The organism is Serratia sp. SA088, assembly GCF_049065515.1.
Lineage (GTDB): Bacteria > Pseudomonadota > Gammaproteobacteria > Enterobacterales > Enterobacteriaceae > Serratia > Serratia nematodiphila.
In genome coordinates this window covers 18,069-36,586 of record NZ_JBAKGW010000008.1, presented here as the reverse complement: position 1 = coordinate 36,586, position 18,518 = coordinate 18,069, and the positions used below count along the sequence as shown (strand labels likewise).

19 protein-coding genes are annotated in these 18,518 nt (G+C 56.8%); all 19 read right to left on the bottom strand.

Features of this window, described 5'->3' with window-relative positions:
- Position 1 precedes the first annotated feature (1 nt).
- Entirely contained in the window at positions 2 to 715 is a 714-nt protein-coding gene (locus ACOWVD_RS19265) for an amino acid ABC transporter permease (protein WP_421105743.1), read from the bottom strand.
- An 81-nt stretch (positions 716 to 796) separates the two neighbouring features.
- The gene (locus tag ACOWVD_RS19260; RefSeq protein ID WP_019455482.1) at positions 797 to 1,636 is read right to left on the bottom strand and encodes an ABC transporter substrate-binding protein; all 840 of its coding nucleotides are present in this window, start codon (positions 1,634 to 1,636) and stop codon (positions 797 to 799) included.
- Between the two features lie 168 nt (positions 1,637 to 1,804).
- Positions 1,805 to 2,539 carry a phosphate signaling complex protein PhoU gene (gene phoU, locus ACOWVD_RS19255; RefSeq protein ID WP_004933833.1) on the bottom strand — a complete coding sequence of 245 codons (735 nt, stop codon included), beginning with the start codon at positions 2,537 to 2,539 and terminating at the stop codon, positions 1,805 to 1,807.
- 11 nt (positions 2,540 to 2,550) lie between these two features.
- Positions 2,551 to 3,321, bottom strand: a complete 771-nt coding sequence (gene pstB / locus ACOWVD_RS19250; RefSeq protein ID WP_016929614.1) for a phosphate ABC transporter ATP-binding protein PstB — start codon at positions 3,319 to 3,321, stop codon at positions 2,551 to 2,553.
- A 54-nt stretch (positions 3,322 to 3,375) separates the two neighbouring features.
- A complete protein-coding gene (gene pstA / locus ACOWVD_RS19245; RefSeq protein ID WP_004933824.1) occupies positions 3,376 to 4,266 on the bottom strand; it encodes a phosphate ABC transporter permease PstA in 891 nt (296 codons plus the stop codon).
- 1 nt (position 4,267) lies between these two features.
- Positions 4,268 to 5,224 (bottom strand): phosphate ABC transporter permease PstC, encoded by a 957-nt coding sequence (gene pstC, locus ACOWVD_RS19240; RefSeq protein ID WP_004933822.1) that lies wholly within the window; start codon positions 5,222 to 5,224, stop codon positions 4,268 to 4,270.
- Between the two features lie 91 nt (positions 5,225 to 5,315).
- Positions 5,316 to 6,356, bottom strand: coding sequence for a phosphate ABC transporter substrate-binding protein PstS (gene pstS / locus ACOWVD_RS19235; RefSeq protein WP_004933819.1), 1,041 nt, complete (start codon positions 6,354 to 6,356; stop codon positions 5,316 to 5,318).
- Positions 6,357 to 6,691: 335 nt separating this feature from the next.
- Complete coding sequence (gene glmS, locus ACOWVD_RS19230; protein ID WP_049240395.1) at positions 6,692 to 8,521, bottom strand: glutamine--fructose-6-phosphate transaminase (isomerizing); 1,830 nt, start codon at positions 8,519 to 8,521, stop codon at positions 6,692 to 6,694.
- Positions 8,522 to 8,671: 150 nt separating this feature from the next.
- A complete protein-coding gene (gene glmU / locus ACOWVD_RS19225; protein WP_033631386.1) occupies positions 8,672 to 10,045 on the bottom strand; it encodes a bifunctional UDP-N-acetylglucosamine diphosphorylase/glucosamine-1-phosphate N-acetyltransferase GlmU in 1,374 nt (457 codons plus the stop codon).
- A gap of 290 nt (positions 10,046 to 10,335) precedes the next feature.
- Positions 10,336 to 10,755: a F0F1 ATP synthase subunit epsilon gene (locus ACOWVD_RS19220; protein ID WP_004933814.1), complete on the bottom strand. Its 420-nt coding sequence runs from the start codon at positions 10,753 to 10,755 to the stop codon at positions 10,336 to 10,338.
- Between the two features lie 20 nt (positions 10,756 to 10,775).
- The gene (atpD, locus tag ACOWVD_RS19215) at positions 10,776 to 12,158 is read right to left on the bottom strand and encodes a F0F1 ATP synthase subunit beta (protein WP_033631385.1); all 1,383 of its coding nucleotides are present in this window, start codon (positions 12,156 to 12,158) and stop codon (positions 10,776 to 10,778) included.
- 32 nt (positions 12,159 to 12,190) lie between these two features.
- Complete coding sequence (atpG, locus tag ACOWVD_RS19210) at positions 12,191 to 13,054, bottom strand: F0F1 ATP synthase subunit gamma (RefSeq protein WP_004933811.1); 864 nt, start codon at positions 13,052 to 13,054, stop codon at positions 12,191 to 12,193.
- A gap of 59 nt (positions 13,055 to 13,113) precedes the next feature.
- Positions 13,114 to 14,655, bottom strand: coding sequence for a F0F1 ATP synthase subunit alpha (gene atpA / locus ACOWVD_RS19205; RefSeq protein ID WP_004933808.1), 1,542 nt, complete (start codon positions 14,653 to 14,655; stop codon positions 13,114 to 13,116).
- 12 nt (positions 14,656 to 14,667) lie between these two features.
- Complete coding sequence (atpH, locus tag ACOWVD_RS19200) at positions 14,668 to 15,201, bottom strand: F0F1 ATP synthase subunit delta (protein ID WP_015376133.1); 534 nt, start codon at positions 15,199 to 15,201, stop codon at positions 14,668 to 14,670.
- 14 nt (positions 15,202 to 15,215) lie between these two features.
- Positions 15,216 to 15,686: a F0F1 ATP synthase subunit B gene (gene atpF, locus ACOWVD_RS19195; RefSeq protein WP_004933804.1), complete on the bottom strand. Its 471-nt coding sequence runs from the start codon at positions 15,684 to 15,686 to the stop codon at positions 15,216 to 15,218.
- Between the two features lie 57 nt (positions 15,687 to 15,743).
- A complete protein-coding gene (atpE, locus tag ACOWVD_RS19190; protein ID WP_004093904.1) occupies positions 15,744 to 15,983 on the bottom strand; it encodes a F0F1 ATP synthase subunit C in 240 nt (79 codons plus the stop codon).
- A 49-nt stretch (positions 15,984 to 16,032) separates the two neighbouring features.
- Entirely contained in the window at positions 16,033 to 16,812 is a 780-nt protein-coding gene (atpB, locus tag ACOWVD_RS19185; RefSeq protein WP_015376132.1) for a F0F1 ATP synthase subunit A, read from the bottom strand.
- A 22-nt stretch (positions 16,813 to 16,834) separates the two neighbouring features.
- The gene (gene atpI / locus ACOWVD_RS19180; protein WP_004933796.1) at positions 16,835 to 17,218 is read right to left on the bottom strand and encodes a F0F1 ATP synthase subunit I; all 384 of its coding nucleotides are present in this window, start codon (positions 17,216 to 17,218) and stop codon (positions 16,835 to 16,837) included.
- A 639-nt stretch (positions 17,219 to 17,857) separates the two neighbouring features.
- Positions 17,858 to 18,478, bottom strand: coding sequence for a 16S rRNA (guanine(527)-N(7))-methyltransferase RsmG (gene rsmG / locus ACOWVD_RS19175; protein ID WP_015379471.1), 621 nt, complete (start codon positions 18,476 to 18,478; stop codon positions 17,858 to 17,860).
- Positions 18,479 to 18,518: the final 40 nt, after the last annotated feature.

The window sequence follows — 18,518 nt, the reverse complement described above, 5'->3', positions numbered from 1 at the left end:
CTCAATGCCCTCCCAGCGGTTTACGCTGTTGTCGCCACATGCCCCAGCCTTCCAGCAGCGCGATCATGGCGATGTACAGTACCGTCGCCACGCCGAACGCCTGGAAGGTGCGCAGGGTTTCGGTTTCGACCTGACGCGAGGCGTAAGAGAGTTCAGCCACGCCGATCGCCATGGTCAGCGACGAGTTCTTGATCACGTTCATGTATTGCCCCAACAGCGGCGGCAGCGCGATTTTCAGCGCCTGCGGCAGCACCACATAGCGCATCGCCTGCCAGCCGGTCAGCCCCAGCGCCTGAGCGGCATATTTCTGTCCGCCGGCGATGCCGCGAATGCCGGAGCGGATCTCTTCGGCGATAAAGGCGGTGGAGTACAGCGTCAGGCCGAAGAAACCGGCGAGAAACTCGAACGACGGCCACTCAAGCGGGCCGATCTGATGGGCGCTGTTCAGCCACTGCATGGCGGCGGACGGCAAGATCTGCCCGGCGGCGAAGTACCAGAAGAACAGCTGCACCAGCAGCGGCGTATTGCGAAACAGCGAGCTGTAGCCCATCGCCAGCCAGCGCAATGGCCGCAGGCTGCTGTCGCGCATCGCCGCCAGCACGAAGCCCAGCAGCGTGGCCGCCAGGCCCGCGCAGGCGGAAAGCCACAGCGTCAGCAGAAAGCCGTGCCACAGCCAGCTCAGGTATTGCGGCGCCAGCAGCCAGTCCAGATTCATGTTCAATCCTTGTCTTGCAGAATGCATCAGGGGCGCAGCAAGCTGCGCCCCTCCGTGCCTATCTCACCGCAAGCGGTTAAGTCAGGCTTTTGGTTGCTGATCCAAAGGCGCGATTTTGAAATCGCCGCGCGGCTGGGCGGATTGGGTTTCCGGCCCGAACCAGCGATCGTAAATCTTAACCGCTTCACCGTCTTTTTCCAGCTTGATCAGCGTCTCGTTCACCGCGGCGGTCAGGCGATCTTCACCCTTGGGAATGCCGACGCCCTGATACTCTTTGGTCAGGCTGAACGGCGAAATTTCAAACTCCGCCTTTTGCGCCGCCGGCAGGTTGCCGAGCAGGCCGACCAGCTTGGCGTCGTCCTGAGTGATCGCCTGCACGTTGCCGTTACGCAGCGCCACGAACGCCAGCGGGGTATCATCGTAGGAGATCACTTTCGCCGTCGGGAAACGCTCGCGCAGGGTGATTTCCTGCACCGTGCCCTTGTCCGCGCCGATGCGCAGCTTCTTGATGTCTTCCGGGGTTTTCAATACGCCTTTGCGGGCGATGAATTTCTGGCCGGTGGCGAAATACGGCACGCTGAAGTTCACTTCCTTGGCGCGCTCGTCGGTAATGGTGAAGTTGGCGGCAATCAGGTCAACCTTCTTCGACACCAGCAGCGGAATGCGGTTGGCCGGGTTGGTGGCGCGCAGCTCCACTTTCACCCCCAGCGCTTTGCCGATCGCGTCGGCGACATCCACATCGTAGCCCACCAGCTTCTTGCTCTGCGGATCGATGTAACCGAACGGCGGATTGCTGTCGAACACCGCGATGCGCACCACGCCGGCTTGCTTGATATCGTCAAGTTTGTCCGCGTGCGCGGCGCCGGCGGCGAGGCCGGTCAGACTGGCTAATAACGTTAAGGCCAAAGCGCGATGTTTCATAGAGAGCTCCTAAGTGGTTGATGTCCTGCTGGCGGATAAGCTAGCAAGCGCCACATAGGTCAGGAAATAATATAAAAAGCTATATTTATAATCTTTTTATCTTTACGCGCTTAAGATGGAATAAAGGCGCGAGAAACCGCGCCTTGGAAGGATATTACCCGGAAAGGGTTAGTCGTCTTTTTCGTCTTTACCGCCCGGAGACAGCAGCTTTTCCAGGGCGTCGCCGCCCAAATGACGGAAATCCTGTCCTTTGACGAAATAGAAGATAAATTCGCAGATGTTCTGGCAGCGATCGCCGATACGCTCGATAGAACGGGCGCAGAACAGCGCGGTCAGCACGCTCGGAATGGTGCGCGAATCTTCCATCATGTAGGTCATCAGCTGACGCACGATGCCTTCGTATTCCTGGTCGACCTTTTTATCTTCCCGGTAAATACGGATCGCTTCGTCCAGATCCATGCGCGCGAACGCGTCCAGCACGTCGTGCAGCATCTGCACGGTGTGGCGCCCCAGCGACTCCAGGCTGACCAGCAGCGGCTGGTGCTGGTGCGAGAACTTCTCCAGCGCGGTGCGGCAGATCTTGTCCGCCACGTCGCCGATGCGTTCCAGTTCGGAAATGGTTTTGATGATCGCCATCACCAGACGCAGATCGCTGGCGGTCGGCTGGCGCTTGGCGATAATGCGCACGCAGGCTTCGTCGATCGCCACTTCCATCATGTTGACCTTGGCGTCGCCTTCGATCACGCGCTTGGCCAGCTCGCCATCCTGATTGTGCATCGCGGTGATGGCGTCGGTCAGCTGCTGCTCCACCAGCCCGCCCATGGTCAGCACCTGGGTGCGGATATGCTCGAGCTCTGCGTTGAACTGGCCGGAAATGTGTTTGTTTAAATTCAGGTTATCCATGATGCTTCCTATCAACCATAACGGCCAGTGATGTAGTCTTCAGTCTGCTTTTTCTGCGGCGCAGTGAACAGGTTATCAGTATCACTGAACTCGATCAGCTCGCCCAGATACATAAATGCGGTAGAGTCGGAGCAGCGCGCCGCCTGCTGCATGTTGTGCGTCACAATCACCACGGTGTAATCGGCCTTCAGTTCGCTGATCAGCTCTTCAATCTTGCCGGTGGAAATCGGATCCAGCGCCGAGCAAGGCTCATCCAGCAACAGCACTTCCGGACGAATGGCGATGCCGCGGGCAATGCACAGACGCTGCTGCTGGCCGCCGGAGAGGCTGTAGCCGCTCTGGTGCAGCTTGTCCTTGGTTTCGTTCCACAGCGCCGCCTTGGTCAGCGCCCACTGCACGCGCTCGTCCATATCGGCGCGCGACAGCTTTTCAAACAGGCGAACGCCGAAGGCGATATTGTCGTAAATCGACATCGGGAACGGCGTCGGCTTTTGGAACACCATGCCGACCTTGGCGCGCAGCAGCGCGATATCCGAGTTGTCGGTCAGGATGTTCTGGCCGTCCAGCAGGATGCCGCCTTCCGCACGCTGTTCCGGGTACAGCTGGTACATCTTGTTGAAGGTGCGCAGCAGGGTGGATTTGCCGCAGCCGGAGGGGCCGATAAACGCGGTGACCTTGTTCTTGGCGATATCCAGCGTGATGTTCTTCAGCGCATGGAATTTGCCGTAGTAGAAGTTCAGATCGCGTACCTGAATTTTGCTGCTGGAAGCGTCAGTAACCATACTCATCAAGACTTCTCTCTTTTCATCAGCGCCGCCAAAGCGGCGCTCAAAATTTTATGAATGCTTTTTCTTGGCGAAAATCACGCGCGCCAGGATATTCAGTAACAGTACGCACAGGGTGATCAACAGCACCCCGGCCCAGGCCAGCTGCTGCCATTCGGCGAACGGGCTCATGGCGAATTTGAAGATGGTCACCGGCAGGTTGGCGATCGGCTGCATCAGGTCGGTGCTCCAGAACTGGTTCGACAGCGAGGTGAACAGCAGCGGCGCCGTTTCCCCCGCGATACGCGCAATCGCCAGCAGCACGCCGGTGATGATGCCGGACACCGACGCCTTCAGCGTGATAGCGGAAATCATGCGCCATTTCGGCGTACCCAGGGCATAGGCGGCCTCGCGCAGCGTATCCGGCACCAGCTTCAGCATGTTCTCGGTGGTGCGAATGACGATCGGCACCTGCAGCAGCGCCAGCGCCACGATGCCGGCCCAACCGGAGAAGTGTTCCATCTTCGCCACCACGATGGTGTAAACGAACAGGCCCACCACGATCGACGGTGCGGACAGCAGGATGTCGTTGATAAAGCGGATCACTTCCGCCAGCCAGGATTTACGGCCGTATTCCGCCAGATAGATGCCGGCCATGATGCCCAGCGGCGTACCGAAGAGGGTCGCCCACAGGATCAGCAGGCCGCTGCCGGCGATGGCGTTGGCCAGGCCGCCGCCCGCGGTGTTCGGCGGCGGTGTCATTTCGGTGAACAGCGCCAGCGACATGCCGTCGAAGCCTTTGGTGACGGTGGCGATCAGGATCCAGATCAGCCAGAACAGCCCGAACGCCATGGTCGCCATCGACAGGAACAGCGCGAGGCGGTTTTTCTGCCGACGCCAGGCCTGCATTTTGCGGCGGCTTTCCGCCAGAACGACTGCGTTTTGCATATCCATCGTCGCCATGTTAACGCCCCTCATTCTTGGCCAGACGCATGATCATCAGTTTCGACAGCGCCAGCACGATAAAGGTGATAACAAACAGAATCAGGCCCAGCTCCATCAACGCGGCGGTGTGCACGCCGGACTCGGCTTCGGCGAATTCGTTGGCCAGCGCCGAGGTGATGCTGTTGCCCGGCATGTACAGCGAAGCGCTGTCGAGCTGGTAGGTGTTGCCGATGATAAAGGTCACCGCCATGGTTTCCCCCAGCGCGCGGCCCAGGCCCAGCATCACGCCGCCGATGACGCCGTTTTTGGTGAACGGCAGCACGATGCGCCAGATGACTTCCCAGGTGGTGCAGCCGATACCGTAGGCCGACTCTTTCATCATTACCGGGGTCTGTTCGAACACGTCGCGCATCACCGCAGCGATGTAAGGAATGATCATGATAGCCAGGATCACCCCGGCGGCCAGGATGCCGATGCCGAAGGCCGGGCCGGAGAACAGCTCGCCGACGATTGGAATGCCCGACAGTACTTCGCCCACCGGCGTCTGGAAGTATTCGGCGAACAGCGGGGCGAACACGAACAGGCCCCACATGCCGTAGACGATGCTCGGAATGGCCGCCAGCAGCTCAATGGCGATGCCCAGCGGCCGCTTCAGCCAGTTCGGCGCCAGTTCGGTCAGGAACAGCGCGATGCCGAAGCTCACCGGCACGGCGATGATCAACGCGATAAGCGAGGTGACCACGGTGCCGTAGATCGGCACCAGCGCGCCGAACTGCTCCGCCGGCGCGTCCCACTCTTTGGTCCACAGGAACGCAAAGCCGAATTTCTGCATGCTTGGCCAGGAGGCGAAGATCAGCGAAACGATGATGCCACCCAGCAACAATAGGGTAATCAGCGCAGCCAGTCTCACCAGCGCGCTGAAAATGATGTCACCGTTTTTGCCCGGTGCTTTGATGGTCGGCTTGTACTCAGCCATAGATTACTCTCTGTTTGAACCCTGGCAGCCCCAACCGGGATCGGAGCCTGAAGAACTGTGTGGGGCGCGGCGAACCCGCGCCCCTGCGTTGTTAGTACAGCGCTTTACCTGAACTGTCTTTTACGTTGGTTTTCCAGGCCGCACGCACCTGCTCAACCACTTCTGCCGGCAGGGTGGCGTAATCCAGCTCGTTAGCTTGTTTTGCACCGGTTTTGTAGGCCCAGTCGAAGAACTTCAGCACTTCGGCACCCTGAGCAGGGTTTTTCTGCTCTTTGTGCACCAGGATGAAGGTGGTGGAGGTGATTGGCCACACGTTGTCGCCTTTCTGGTCAGTCAGATCCTGAGCGAAGGTTTTGCTCCAATCCGCGCCCTTGGCGGCGTTGCTGAAGCTCTCTTCGGTCGGGCTGACCGGTTTGCCGTCGGCGGACACCAGCTTGGTGTAAGCCAGGTTGTTCTGCTTGGCGTAAGCGTATTCTACGTAGCCGATAGAGCCTGGCAGGCGCTGAACGAAGGCGGCGATGCCGTCGTTGCCTTTGCCGCCCAGACCGGTCGGCCAGTTAACGGTAGAACCGGCGCCAATCTTTTCTTTCCACTGCGCATTGGCCTTGGACAGGTAGCTGGTGAACACGAACGAGGTGCCGGAACCGTCGGCGCGGCGCACTACGGCGATGTTCTGGTCAGGCAGTTTCACGCCTGGGTTCAGCTTGGTGATAGCCGGATCGTTCCACTTTTTGACGTTGCCCAGGTAGATATCGCCCAGGGTTTTGCCGTCCAGCGTCAGTTCGCCGGATTTGATGCCCGGGATATTCACCGCCAGCACCACGCCGCCAATCACGGTCGGGAACTGGAACAGGCCATCGGCCGCCAGCTTATCGTCAGACAGCGGGGCGTCGGAGGCGCCAAAGTCAACGGTGTTGGCCACGATTTGCTTTACGCCGCCAGAGGAGCCGATGCCCTGATAGTTAACTTTATTGCCGGTTTCTTTCTGATAAGAATCTGCCCACTTGGCGTAAACCGGAGCGGGGAATGTCGCACCTGCACCGGTCAGGCTGGCAGCAGCGAACGCGGACACGGCGGTCAGGGAGAAGGTCGCTGCCACAATACTGGCGACGGTGGTACGCATCAGTTTCATAATCCCTCCTAATGGGATACTTAAAATCGACTTCGAGTCGTTTTAATCAGAGTAAGTATTGCTGCAGGAGGGAAAATAGGACAGTTTGGTGACAGAAAAATGTACGCAATATGACAGTTATATTACAGCGTATTTGATAGGTGTTTGTTTTTATGTAAATCAGAAGGTTAGCCGTGAAACAGCACATTTCCCAAGCAATAAAAAACCGGCTTGGCGCGGCCTATCCGCTTGAATATGACAACGTTTATCACCGAAACGGCAGCGCTGTCATCTTTAAGGTCACTCATGAAAAAAGCCGGCGCTAAGGCCGGCTTTTGCAGTTTACCTGCGACAGATTACTCTACGGTGACAGACTTCGCCAGGTTGCGCGGCTGGTCAACGTCGGTGCCCTTGATCAGCGCCACGTGGTAAGACAGCAGCTGCAACGGCACGGTGTAGAAGATCGGCGCGACGATTTCCTCGACGTGCGGCAGAGGAATGAGGGTCATGCCTTCGCTGCTGACGAAGCCGGCGTCCTGATCGGCGAACACGTACAGCTGGCCGCCGCGCGCGCGCACTTCTTCAATGTTAGACTTCAGCTTTTCCAGCAATTCGTTGTTTGGCGCCACCACGATCACCGGCATGTCGGCGTCGATCAGCGCCAGCGGGCCGTGTTTCAACTCGCCCGCCGCATAAGCTTCAGCGTGAATATAGGAGATCTCTTTCAGCTTCAGCGCCCCTTCCATGGCGATCGGATACTGATCGCCGCGGCCGAGGAACAGCGCATGGTGCTTGTCGGAGAAGCCTTCCGCCAGCGCTTCGATCTCTTTATCCATCGACAGCATCTGCTCAATACGCGCCGGCAGCGCCTGCAGGCCGTGCACAATCTCCTGCTCCACGCTTTCCGCCATGCCTTTCAGGCGGCCCAGGCGCGCCACCAGCATCAGCAGCACGGTGAGCTGCGTGGTAAAGGCTTTGGTCGAAGCAACACCGATTTCCGTGCCCGCTTTGGTCATCAACGCCAAATCGGATTCGCGCACCAGCGACGAACCCGCAACGTTACAAACGGCCAGCGAACCGAGATAACCCAGCTCTTTGGACAGACGCAGCGCCGCCAGGGTGTCGGCGGTTTCGCCGGACTGCGACAGAGTGATGATCAGGCTGCCCGGACGCACCGCCGATTTGCGGTAACGGAATTCGGACGCGATCTCTACATCGCACGGCACGCCGGCCAGCGCTTCGAACCAGTAACGCGCCACCATACCGGAGTGGTAAGAAGTCCCACAGGCGATGATCTGCACGTGCTGCACCTTGGCGAGCAACTCGTCGGCGTGCGGCCCCAGCTCACTCAGGTTGATTTGGCCATGACTGAAACGCCCTTCCAGGGTGTTTTTCAGCGCCAGCGGCTGTTCGTAAATCTCTTTTTGCATGTAGTGGCGATAAGCGCCCTTGTCGCCGGCGTCATACTGCACCTGGGATTCGATCTCAGGACGCTCGATGGCGTTGCCCTGTTTGTCGAAGATGTTGACGGTGCGGCGAGTCACTTCCACCACGTCGCCCTCTTCCAGGAAGATGAAGCGACGAGTGACCGGCAGCAGCGCCAGCTGATCGGAAGCGATGAAGTTTTCCCCGACGCCGCGGCCGATAACCAGCGGGCTGCCGGAACGCGCCGCGACCAGCACGCTCGGATCGCGGCTGTCCATCACCACGGTGCCATAAGCGCCGCGCAGCTGCGGGATCACGCGCTGAACCACTTCCAGCAGCGTACCGCCTTGCAGTTGTTCCCAGTGCACCAGGTGCGCAATCACTTCGGTGTCGGTTTCAGAGCTGAAACGGTAACCGCGTTCAATCAGCAGTTCGCGCAGCGGCTCGTGGTTTTCGATGATGCCGTTATGCACCACGGTAATGTAGTCGGAAACATGCGGGTGCGCGTTCGCTTCGGTCGGTTCACCGTGCGTAGCCCAACGGGTGTGAGCGATGCCGGTACCGCCGTGCAGATCGGTTTGTTCCGCCGCTTCGGCCAGCTTTTGTACCTTGCCAACGCGACGCAGGCGACTAACGTTGCCTTTTTCATCGACCACCGCCAGACCGGCGGAGTCATAACCGCGGTACTCGAGACGACGTAAACCTTCCAACAGGATTTCTGCAATATCACGTTGCGCTACTGCGCCTACAATTCCACACATCAGTTATATTCCTAATGAACGCCCTTCATGGGCGCTTTCGATGCCTTGACCTGATTTTTGCCGGTTTTTACCGTGCGCCCCCGAGCCTGTAGATGGTGGGGGTTATTATGTTTTGTATTGGGCTCTGAACGGAGCCCAACGCAAAACACACTATGACTTCTTCTTCACCGGACGTTGCCAACCCTGAATGTGCACCTGCTTGACGCGGCTCAGCACCAGTTCGTTCTCGGCGATATCGCGCGTCACCGTGGTGCCGGCAGCGATGGTGGATCCTTTGCCGACCGACACCGGCGCCACCAGCTGAGTATCGGAACCGACGAATACGCCGTCGCCGATCAGCGTTTTGTGCTTGTTGGCGCCATCGTAGTTACAGGTGATGGTGCCAGCGCCGATATTCACGTCATCACCGATTTCGGCATCGCCCAGGTAGCTGAGGTGGCCGGCCTTGGAGCCTTTGCCCAGACGCGCCTTTTTCATTTCCACGAAGTTGCCGACGTGGGCCCCTGCCGCCAGCTCCGCGCCTGGGCGCAGGCGGGCGAACGGCCCCACCGTGCAGTCTGCTTCCAGCACGCTGTCTTCCAGCACGCTGTAAGGGCTGATCTCGCAGTTATCGCCAATCACGCAGTTTTTCAGCACGCAGCCGGCGCCGATTTTCACCCGGTCGCCCAGCTTGACGTGACCTTCGATAATCACATTCGCATCAATAGTGATGTCACGGCCGTGAACAAGCTCCCCGCGCAGATCGAAACGCGCCGGATCCAACAACATCACGCCGGCCAACAGCAGCTTTTCAGACTGTTCCGACTGGAATACGCGCTCCAGAGTCGCCAGCTGCAGACGGTTGTTCACGCCTTCCACTTCACTTAAACGCGACGGGTGCACGGCTTCGATTTTCTTGCCGTCGGCATGGGCCAACGCAATGATATCGGTGATGTAAAACTCGCCCTGTGCGTTGTCGTTATTCAACATTCCCAGCCAGCGCTTCAGATCGCGCCCGTTCGCCACCAGGATGCCGGTATTGATCTCGTTGATCTGGCGCTGTGCCTCGCTGGCGTCCTTGTGTTCGACGATGCCCACCACGTTGCCCTGCTCACGCACGATGCGGCCGTAACCGCTCGGATCGTCCAGCTTGACCGTCAGCAGGCCGATGCCGCCCTGCGGCTTGGCCGCCAGCAGGCGTTGCAGCGTATCCACGGAGATTAACGGCACATCGCCGTACAGCATCAGCACGTCTTCATCGTCGGCAAAGTGCGGCGCGGCCTGCTGCATCGCATGGCCGGTACCCAGTTGCTCGGCCTGCAGCACCCAGTTCAGCGCGCCTTCGGTCAACGTGCTTTTCAACAGATCGCCGCCGTGGCCGTATACCAGATGAACCTGTTGCGCGCCCAGTTTCATCGCGGCATCAATGACGTGTTGCACCATCGGCTTGCCGGCCAACGGATGTAAGACCTTGGGAAGATCGGAATACATGCGTGTTCCCTTGCCCGCGGCGAGGATGACCACGCTCATTGCGCTGTTCGACATAAGCAACCTGATAACTCCATTTTGATAGACGAAAGTAAAACCGTTTAGCGACGATATTACTACATATTTCTCTGCACGAACCCGGCGCAGGCCGCGTGGGCCTTGGTCTGCCGCTATCACGGCCAATTCGGCGTCGGGACAAAAAAACTGTCGGCGATCGGCGACGTTTATTTCCCGATATCAGCGGTTATACACCACACCGCCCGCCGGGCTGAAATACTTATTTTAAAGTAAAAAAAAAGCGACCCTATAGGCCGCTTTCTTAAAGTTGGGTGCCGGGCACCCAAACATTACATCGCTTTTCTGGTGAGCTCGATAACGCGCAGTTTTGCGATCGCTTTCGCCAGTTCAGCGGATGCCTGAGCATAGTCGACATCGCCATGAGAGCTGCGAATGTGTTCTTCAGCTTTACGCTTAGCTTCCAACGCTCTCGCTTCGTCGAGGTCAGTACCACGGATAGCAGTGTCCGCCAGCACGGTAACCACGCTCGGCTGCACCTCGAGGATGCCGCCGGACAGGTAGATGAACTCTTCTTCACCGTGCTGCTTAACAATACGCACCATGCCAGGCTTGATGGCAGTCAGCAGCGGCGCATGGCCAGGGAAGATCCCCAGTTCACCTTCGCTGCCTGTCACCTGGATCTTCTGCACCAGGCCGGAAAACATCTGTTTTTCCGCGCTGACTACATCCAGATGGTAAGTCATAGCCATATCACCCTCCTCTCAAGGCGTTACAGTTTCTTGGCTTTTTCCACTGCTTCTTCAATGGTGCCAACCATGTAGAACGCCTGCTCCGGCAGGTGGTCATAGTCGCCGTCCATAATGCCTTTGAAACCACGGATGGTGTCTTTCAGCGATACGAACTTGCCCGGAGAACCGGTGAAGACTTCTGCCACGAAGAACGGCTGAGACAGGAAGCGTTGGATCTTACGCGCACGGGATACGACCAGTTTGTCTTCTTCAGACAGCTCGTCCATACCCAGGATCGCGATGATATCTTTCAGTTCCTGGTAGCGTTGCAGAATGGACTGCACGCCACGCGCTACGTCGTAGTGCTCCTGGCCAACAACCAGCGGATCCAGCTGACGGCTGGTGGAATCCAGCGGGTCAACGGCCGGGTAGATACCCAGAGAAGCGATGTTACGGCTCAGTACCACGGTTGCGTCCAAGTGCGCAAAGGTGGTGGCTGGAGACGGGTCAGTCAAGTCATCCGCAGGAACGTAAACGGCCTGTACGGAAGTGATGGAACCGGTCTTGGTCGAGGTGATACGTTCTTGCAGAACGCCCATCTCTTCCGCCAGCGTTGGCTGATAACCTACCGCGGATGGCATACGGCCCAGAAGTGCGGACACTTCGGTACCGGCCAGGGTGTAACGGTAGATGTTGTCAACGAACAGCAGAACGTCACGGCCTTCGTCACGGAATTTCTCCGCCATGGTCAGACCGGTCAGCGCAACGCGCAGACGGTTACCTGGTGGCTCGTTCATCTGGCCATAAACCAGGGATACTTTGTCCAGAACGTTGGAGTCGGTCATTTCGTGGTAGAAGTCGTTACCCTCACGAGTACGCTCGCCCACGCCCGCAAACACGGAATAACCGGAGTGCTCGATCGCGATGTTACGGATCAGCTCCATCATGTTTACGGTTTTACCTACGCCCGCACCGCCGAACAGACCGACTTTACCGCCCTTGGCGAATGGACAAATCAGGTCCATTACCTTGATACCGGTTTCCAGCAGTTCCTGGGAGTTGGACAGCTCTTCGTAGCTTGGCGCCGCGCGGTGAATCGCCCAACGCTCTTCTTCGCCGATGTCGCCTTTCATGTCGATCGGTTGACCCAATACGTTCATGATACGGCCCAGGGTAGCTTTACCCACCGGCACTTCAATCGGGTGGTCCAGGTTGTTCACTTTCAGACCGCGACGCAGACCGTCGGAGGTCCCCATTGCGATACAGCGAACCACGCCACCGCCCAGCTGTTGCTGAACTTCCAACACCAGTTTTTCGGTGCCGTTTTCTACCTCAAGGGCGTCGTACACTTTCGGTACGGCATCCTGAGGGAACTCGACGTCCACCACGGCGCCGATTACCTGGATAATCTTTCCAGTAGCCATCTTGAATCCTCTACGTAATTCGTAAACCTAGCTTAAACCGCGGAGGCTCCCGAAACGATCTCGGTGAGTTCCTGAGTGATGCTGGCCTGACGCGCCTTGTTGTATACCAACTGCAGCTCTTTGATCAGGCTACCGCCGTTATCGGTTGCGGCTTTCATCGCGACCATTCGTGCGGCCTGCTCGCTGGCCAGGTTTTCCACGACGCCCTGATAAACCTGCGACTCCACATAGCGGCGCAGCAAGGTATCAAGCAGCACTTTTGGATCGGGTTCATACAGGTAATCCCAAGGCGTTTTCTTCAGCTCTTCGTCATCGGCTGGCGGTAACGGCAGCAGCTGAAGCACCTGCGGCTCTTGGGACATCGTATTAACAAATTTGTTGCTGACAATGTACAGCTTGTCCAAACGACCTTCGTCGTAAGCCTGCAGCATCACTTTCACCGGCCCGATCAGATCCGACAGGGAAGGTTTGTCCCCCATGCCGGTCACCTGGGCAACCACGTTGCCGCCCACGGAACCAAAGAAAGAGGCCGCTTTAGAGCCAATCAGCGCCAAATCGGTTTCGACGCCTTTTTCGGACCAGGCTTTCATCTCCGCCAGCAGCTTTTTGAACAGGTTGATGTTCAAGCCGCCGCAGAGACCACGGTCAGTAGACACCACCAGATACCCGACGCGCTTAACGTCACGCTCATCCAGGTACGGGTGCTTGTACTCCAGATTCCCTAACGCAAGGTGACCAATCACTTTGCGCATGGTCTCTGCATAAGGACGGCTGGCCGCCATGCGATCCTGCGATTTACGCATTTTGGAGGCGGCGACCATTTCCATCGCTTTAGTGATCTTTTGCGTGTTTTGCACGCTAGCGATCTTACTACGTATCTCTTTTGCGCCGGCCATCTCTGCTTCTCCTCAGTGCCAGACGGCCTGCTGTCTTTCAACAGCAGGACCGTTCGGCGTTACCAGGACTGGGTTTTCTTGAAGGTCTCGAGGATGTCTTTCAACTTGCCCTCGATCTCATCATTGAAGTTGCCAGTTTGGTTGATGTGGTTCAGCAGTTCGGCGTGCTCGCGGTCCGCATAGGCTACCAGCGCGGCTTCGAAGCTCACCACTTTGGCGACTTCGACGTCGTTCAGGTAACCGCGTTCTGCGGCAAACAGCACCAGAGACTGTTGTGCAACCGACATCGGCGCATACTGTTTCTGTTTCAGCAGCTCGGTCACTTTCTGACCGTGGCTCAGCTGTTTGCGGGTCGCGTCGTCCAGATCGGATGCGAACTGGGAGAACGCAGCCAGTTCACGATACTGCGCCAGCGCGGTACGGATACCACCGGACAGTTTCTTCATGATCTTGGTCTGCGCGGCGCCACCAACACGGGATACGGAGATACCCGGGTTAACTGCCGGACGAATACCGGAGTTGAACAGGTTGGATTCCAGGAAGATCTGACCATCGGTAATCGAGATTACGTTGGTCGGAACGAACGCGGAAACGTCACCCGCCTGGGTTTCAATGATCGGCAGAGCGGTCAGTGAACCGGTTTGGCCTTTAACTTCACCTTTGGTGAAGGCTTCAACGTATTCGGCGTTGACGCGCGCTGCGCGCTCCAGCAAGCGGGAGTGCAGGTAGAATACGTCGCCTGGGTAAGCTTCACGACCTGGCGGACGACGAAGCAGCAGGGAAATCTGGCGGTAAGCAACGGCCTGTTTGGACAGGTCATCGTACACGATCAGCGCATCTTCACCGCGGTCACGGAAGTATTCGCCCATTGCGCAACCGGCGTATGGCGCCAGGTATTGCAGTGCAGCGGATTCGGAAGCGGTCGCCACCACCACGATGGTGTTGGCCAGTGCGCCGTGCTCTTCCAGTTTGCGCACCACGTTAGCGATGGTGGACGCTTTCTGGCCGATAGCCACGTAAACGCATTTGATGCCGGAGTCGCGTTGGTTGATGATCGCATCGATCGCCAGCGCGGTTTTACCGGTCTGACGGTCACCGATCACCAGCTCACGCTGGCCACGGCCGATTGGAATCATGGCGTCAACGGATTTGTAGCCAGTCTGAACCGGCTGATCAACGGACTGACGCTCGATAACGCCTGGCGCGATAGCTTCTACCGGAGAGAAACCGTCGTTCTCAATCGGGCCTTTGCCGTCGATTGGCGCGCCCAGGGTGTTAACTACGCGGCCCAGCAGACCACGACCGACTGGAACTTCCAGGATACGGCCGGTGCATTTAACCTTCATGCCTTCGGCCAGATCCGCGTACGGACCCATGACCACGGCACCGACGGAGTCGCGCTCCAGGTTCAATGCGATTGCGTAACGGTTGCCAGGCAGCGCGATCATTTCGCCCTGCATAACTTCGGCCAGGCCGTGTACGCGGATGATCCCGTCACTGACGGAAACGATAGTACCTTCATTGTGAGCTTCGCTCACTACATTGAACTGAGCAATGCGCTGCTTGATCAGTTCGCTGATTTCGGTGGAATTCAGTTGCATGCTCCAGTCCCCTTAAGACTGCAAGACGTCTGTCAGGCGTTCAAGACGACCGCGAACGCTGCCATCAATCACCATATCGCCGGCGCGAACAACGATGCCGGCCAGTACAGACTTGTCAATTTTGCAATTCAGCTTAACTTTGCGTGACAGACGTTTTTCCATCGCAGCGGCGATTTTCGCCTGCTGTTCGTCGTTCAGCGCGCTCGCAGAGAGCACTTCGACTTCGACGGTGGATTCCAGCGAGGCGCGCAGTTCGATGAACTGCTGCAGCACGGCAGGAAGAACCAGTAAACGTCCATTTTCGGCCATTACACGGATAAAGTTCTGGCCATGTTCGTCGAGCCGATCGCCACAAACCGCGATGAACGTCTTGGACAGCGTTTCTGGCGCAACCGCGCCAGACAGCAGTTCAGAAATCTGTTCATTGCGAGTGACTTCAGCCGCAAACGCCAGCATGTCCTGCCAGCGCTCTACGCTTTGGTGCTCAACGGCAAAGTCAAAAGCTGCTTTGGCGTAGGGGCGAGCTACAGTTACAAATTCAGACATCAGCCCCTCCCTCCTTACAGTTCAGCGACCAGTTTATCAACGATGTCGCTGTTAGCAGCTTCATCCACGGAACGTTCGATGATCTTCTCGGCGCCGGCAATTGCCAGCATCGCGACTTGCTTACGCAACTCTTCACGAGCGCGCTTACGTTCGGCTTCGATCTCAGCCTGAGCCTGCGCCACGATTTTGTTACGTTCCTGCTCGGCTTCGGCTTTCGCTTCATCCATGATCTGAGCTTTGCGTTTGTTCGCTTGCTCGATGATCACCTGAGCTTCTGCTTTGGCAGTTTTCAGCTGGTCGGTCGCATTGGCTTGCGCTAAGTCCAGATCTTTTTTGGCACGCTCTGCAGAAGCGAGGCCGTCAGCGATTTCTTTCTGACGCTTCTCGATGGCAGCCATGATCGGCGGCCATACGTACTTCATGCAGAACCAGACAAACAGAACGAACGCGATGGCCTGGCCGAGGATTGTTGCGTTAAGATTCACAGCACAATGCCTCTTTAAAAGTTAATAGTTTGGTTACGTCGTAGAGGGTTGCTCTACTTACGCGACGGCGAACATCACGTACAGACCCAGACCTACAGCGATCATCGGGATGGCGTCGACCAGACCCATAACGATAAAGAACTGTGTACGCAGCAGAGGAATCAGGTCAGGCTGACGAGCAGCGCCTTCCAAGAATTTACCACCCAGGATGCCGATACCGATCGCAGCACCGATTGCCGCTAAACCCATCATCACAGCGGCAGCCATGTACAGCAGATCCATACTCAGGTTTTCCATGACAGTCTCCAGTTTGTTTCAGTTTAAAAGTGCAAGTGTTTTAAGAAAATCAGTGCTCTTCAGACGCCATCGACAGATAGACAATCGTCAGAACCATGAAAATAAAGGCTTGAAGCGTAATGATCAGGATGTGGAAGATAGCCCAAGGCAAGCTCAGGACCCACTGTGACCACCACGGCAACAGGCCGGCAATCAGGATGAAGATCAACTCACCCGCATACATGTTGCCGAACAGTCGCAGACCCAGTGAAACAGGTTTGGACAGCAGGCTGACACCTTCAAGAATCAGGTTGATAGGAATGAATACAGGGTGGTTGAACGGCTGCATGGTCAACTCTTTAACAAACCCGCCAACGCCTTTCATTTTGATGCTATAGAACAGAATCAGGATAAACACGCCCAGCGCCATCGACAGCGTGACGTTCACGTCGGCGGTAGGCACCACGCGCAGCGCAGGCAGGCCGAGGATGTGTTCGCCAACATAAGGCAGGAAGTCGATGGGCAGCAGGTCCATCAGGTTCATCAGGAACACCCAGACGAACACGGTCAGCGCCAGCGGCGCAATTACCTTGCTCTTGCCGTGGTACATGTCGCGCACGCTGCTGTCGACGAAACCGACCACCAGCTCCACGGCGGTTTGCAGTTTACCCGGCACGCCGCTGGTGGCGTTTTTGGCCACTTTGCGGAAGATCACCAGGAAAAGCGCCCCGAGGACGACGGAGAAAAACATCGAGTCGATGTTGATCGACCAGAACCCAGTCCCGACCTGAAGCTGCGTCAGGTGGTGACCGATATACTCCTGTGGAGTCAAGACTTCTCCTGCAGACATGATGCCTCTTACCCTTATTTAGTTAAGTTCGGTAACTGTTAATCACGGCCGGTGCCACTATCTGCACCACTAACACCGCTAAATAGGTCAGGCCAAGCGGTATAAACTCCGCCTTGAACACCCCCAGCGCCACGATCAGCAAAACGATGGTGATCACGACCTTTAGCCCCTCGCCGATGGCGAACGACCAGGCAACCCTACCGGGCGCCGGCGTTTGCGCCTGATGGCGCAAGGCAAACAGCATAAACATTGCACTCGGCAACCAGGCGGCGAGACCGCCTGCCAACGCCGAAGCGCTCCATTCCGGGCTTTTCAGCCAGAAAGCAACGCTGATCAGAACAAAAGTCATTAACTGCAAAAACAGCAGTTTGCGTGCGACTTTCCCGCTGTAAAGGGACACAGACATGACGTTTGTTCTCTCCGTACCCCAGAGGGGGTATGCTGAGTGACGTATACAACTGTTTTTGCTGTCCTGAGTCAAGCAGCAAAAAACGAGCAAATTATACGGGGCATACCAACGAATTCAATCGATAAGTAGCGAAAAGGTGAACAATTATTTAAATTTCCCTATTCCAGCCTATTTTCACAAGAAAACGGTCGGAATAATAGGGCGCATTTAATTGTCTGATTATTCCAGCGTTGCGTTTAGAAACGCGAAGCCGATCACAGTAATGTCCCTTCCTGATTTATAGCCGATGGTCAACCAAATCGTCTTTAGCAATTTGAGCGATCAAAAAATTATATAAATCAAAACATTACTAGTTAACTGTTCAAAAACAATCCGTATACCCGATGAAAACCTTTTATTGACAAGCAGCGGGGCAATATTCCAACAGCCAATTAACATTAGCAGCAAACGCCAATCTTTCGCACATGATTGCTAACGTGACTATTTCTAAATGCAATTACTCTATTGTCGCTAATTAGCCGCGTTTTTTGTGTTAATAGAAAGTAAATTAACTAAAAAAAGCGACCAACTAATTAGCCTGCTTACCTTTCTGCTGAGTACGACCTTTAATTCACGCTTGTTTGATCAAAAGCAAACTCAGTTTGCCTTAAGAATCACCAGATGACGTTCGCCTTCCAGTTCAGGCACCTGCAGCCGCACGATAGACTCCAGGCTAACGCCAGCCGGCAGCTGCGTCAGTTCTTCATCCGGGCGCACGCCTTTCAACGCGTAAAAACGCCCCTGCCCTTTCGCCGGCAGGTGATGGCACCAGGACAGCATATCCTGCAGCGAAGCGAATGCCCGGCTGATCACGCCATCGAACGGTGGCTCGGCCGGAAACGCTTCGACGCGGCTCTGCACCGGCTCGATATTGTTCAGGCCCAGCTCATGCTGCACCTGGCGCAGGAAACGCACGCGCTTGCCCAGGCTGTCGAGCAGCGTGAAATGCGCGTCCGGGCGCACAATCGCCAGCGGAATGCCCGGCAAGCCGGGGCCGGTGCCGACATCGATAAAACGCGAGCCCTGCAGATGCGGATTGACCACAATACTGTCGAGGATGTGGCGCACCAGCATTTGCTGCGGATCGCGCACCGACGTGAGGTTATAAGCCTTGTTCCACTTATCCAGCATGCCGACATAGCCCAGCAGCTGCTGTTTCTGCTGATCGGGCAGCTCAATGCCTGCTGCCGCGAGCAGCGAGTCTAATTTTTTTTGCACAACGGATCCTCTGGCAGGCGCTGAACGACCAGCGGATGGT

What these genes read in the sequence shown, in the direction of transcription:
- ACOWVD_RS19265 (WP_421105743.1), bottom strand. Translation starts at nt 715, where the DNA reads ATGAATCTGGACTGGCTGCTGGCGCCGCAATACCTGAGCTGGCTGTGG.
- ACOWVD_RS19260 (WP_019455482.1), bottom strand. Translation starts at nt 1,636, where the DNA reads ATGAAACATCGCGCTTTGGCCTTAACGTTATTAGCCAGTCTGACCGGC.
- phoU (WP_004933833.1), bottom strand. Translation starts at nt 2,539, where the DNA reads ATGGATAACCTGAATTTAAACAAACACATTTCCGGCCAGTTCAACGCA.
- pstB (WP_016929614.1), bottom strand. Translation starts at nt 3,321, where the DNA reads ATGGTTACTGACGCTTCCAGCAGCAAAATTCAGGTACGCGATCTGAAC.
- pstA (WP_004933824.1), bottom strand. Translation starts at nt 4,266, where the DNA reads ATGGCGACGATGGATATGCAAAACGCAGTCGTTCTGGCGGAAAGCCGC.
- pstC (WP_004933822.1), bottom strand. Translation starts at nt 5,224, where the DNA reads ATGGCTGAGTACAAGCCGACCATCAAAGCACCGGGCAAAAACGGTGAC.
- pstS (WP_004933819.1), bottom strand. Translation starts at nt 6,356, where the DNA reads ATGAAACTGATGCGTACCACCGTCGCCAGTATTGTGGCAGCGACCTTC.
- glmS (WP_049240395.1), bottom strand. Translation starts at nt 8,521, where the DNA reads ATGTGTGGAATTGTAGGCGCAGTAGCGCAACGTGATATTGCAGAAATC.
- glmU (WP_033631386.1), bottom strand. Translation starts at nt 10,045, where the DNA reads ATGTCGAACAGCGCAATGAGCGTGGTCATCCTCGCCGCGGGCAAGGGA.
- ACOWVD_RS19220 (WP_004933814.1), bottom strand. Translation starts at nt 10,755, where the DNA reads ATGGCTATGACTTACCATCTGGATGTAGTCAGCGCGGAAAAACAGATG.
- atpD (WP_033631385.1), bottom strand. Translation starts at nt 12,158, where the DNA reads ATGGCTACTGGAAAGATTATCCAGGTAATCGGCGCCGTGGTGGACGTC.
- atpG (WP_004933811.1), bottom strand. Translation starts at nt 13,054, where the DNA reads ATGGCCGGCGCAAAAGAGATACGTAGTAAGATCGCTAGCGTGCAAAAC.
- atpA (WP_004933808.1), bottom strand. Translation starts at nt 14,655, where the DNA reads ATGCAACTGAATTCCACCGAAATCAGCGAACTGATCAAGCAGCGCATT.
- atpH (WP_015376133.1), bottom strand. Translation starts at nt 15,201, where the DNA reads ATGTCTGAATTTGTAACTGTAGCTCGCCCCTACGCCAAAGCAGCTTTT.
- atpE (WP_004093904.1), bottom strand. Translation starts at nt 15,983, where the DNA reads ATGGAAAACCTGAGTATGGATCTGCTGTACATGGCTGCCGCTGTGATG.
- atpB (WP_015376132.1), bottom strand. Translation starts at nt 16,812, where the DNA reads ATGTCTGCAGGAGAAGTCTTGACTCCACAGGAGTATATCGGTCACCAC.
- atpI (WP_004933796.1), bottom strand. Translation starts at nt 17,218, where the DNA reads ATGTCTGTGTCCCTTTACAGCGGGAAAGTCGCACGCAAACTGCTGTTT.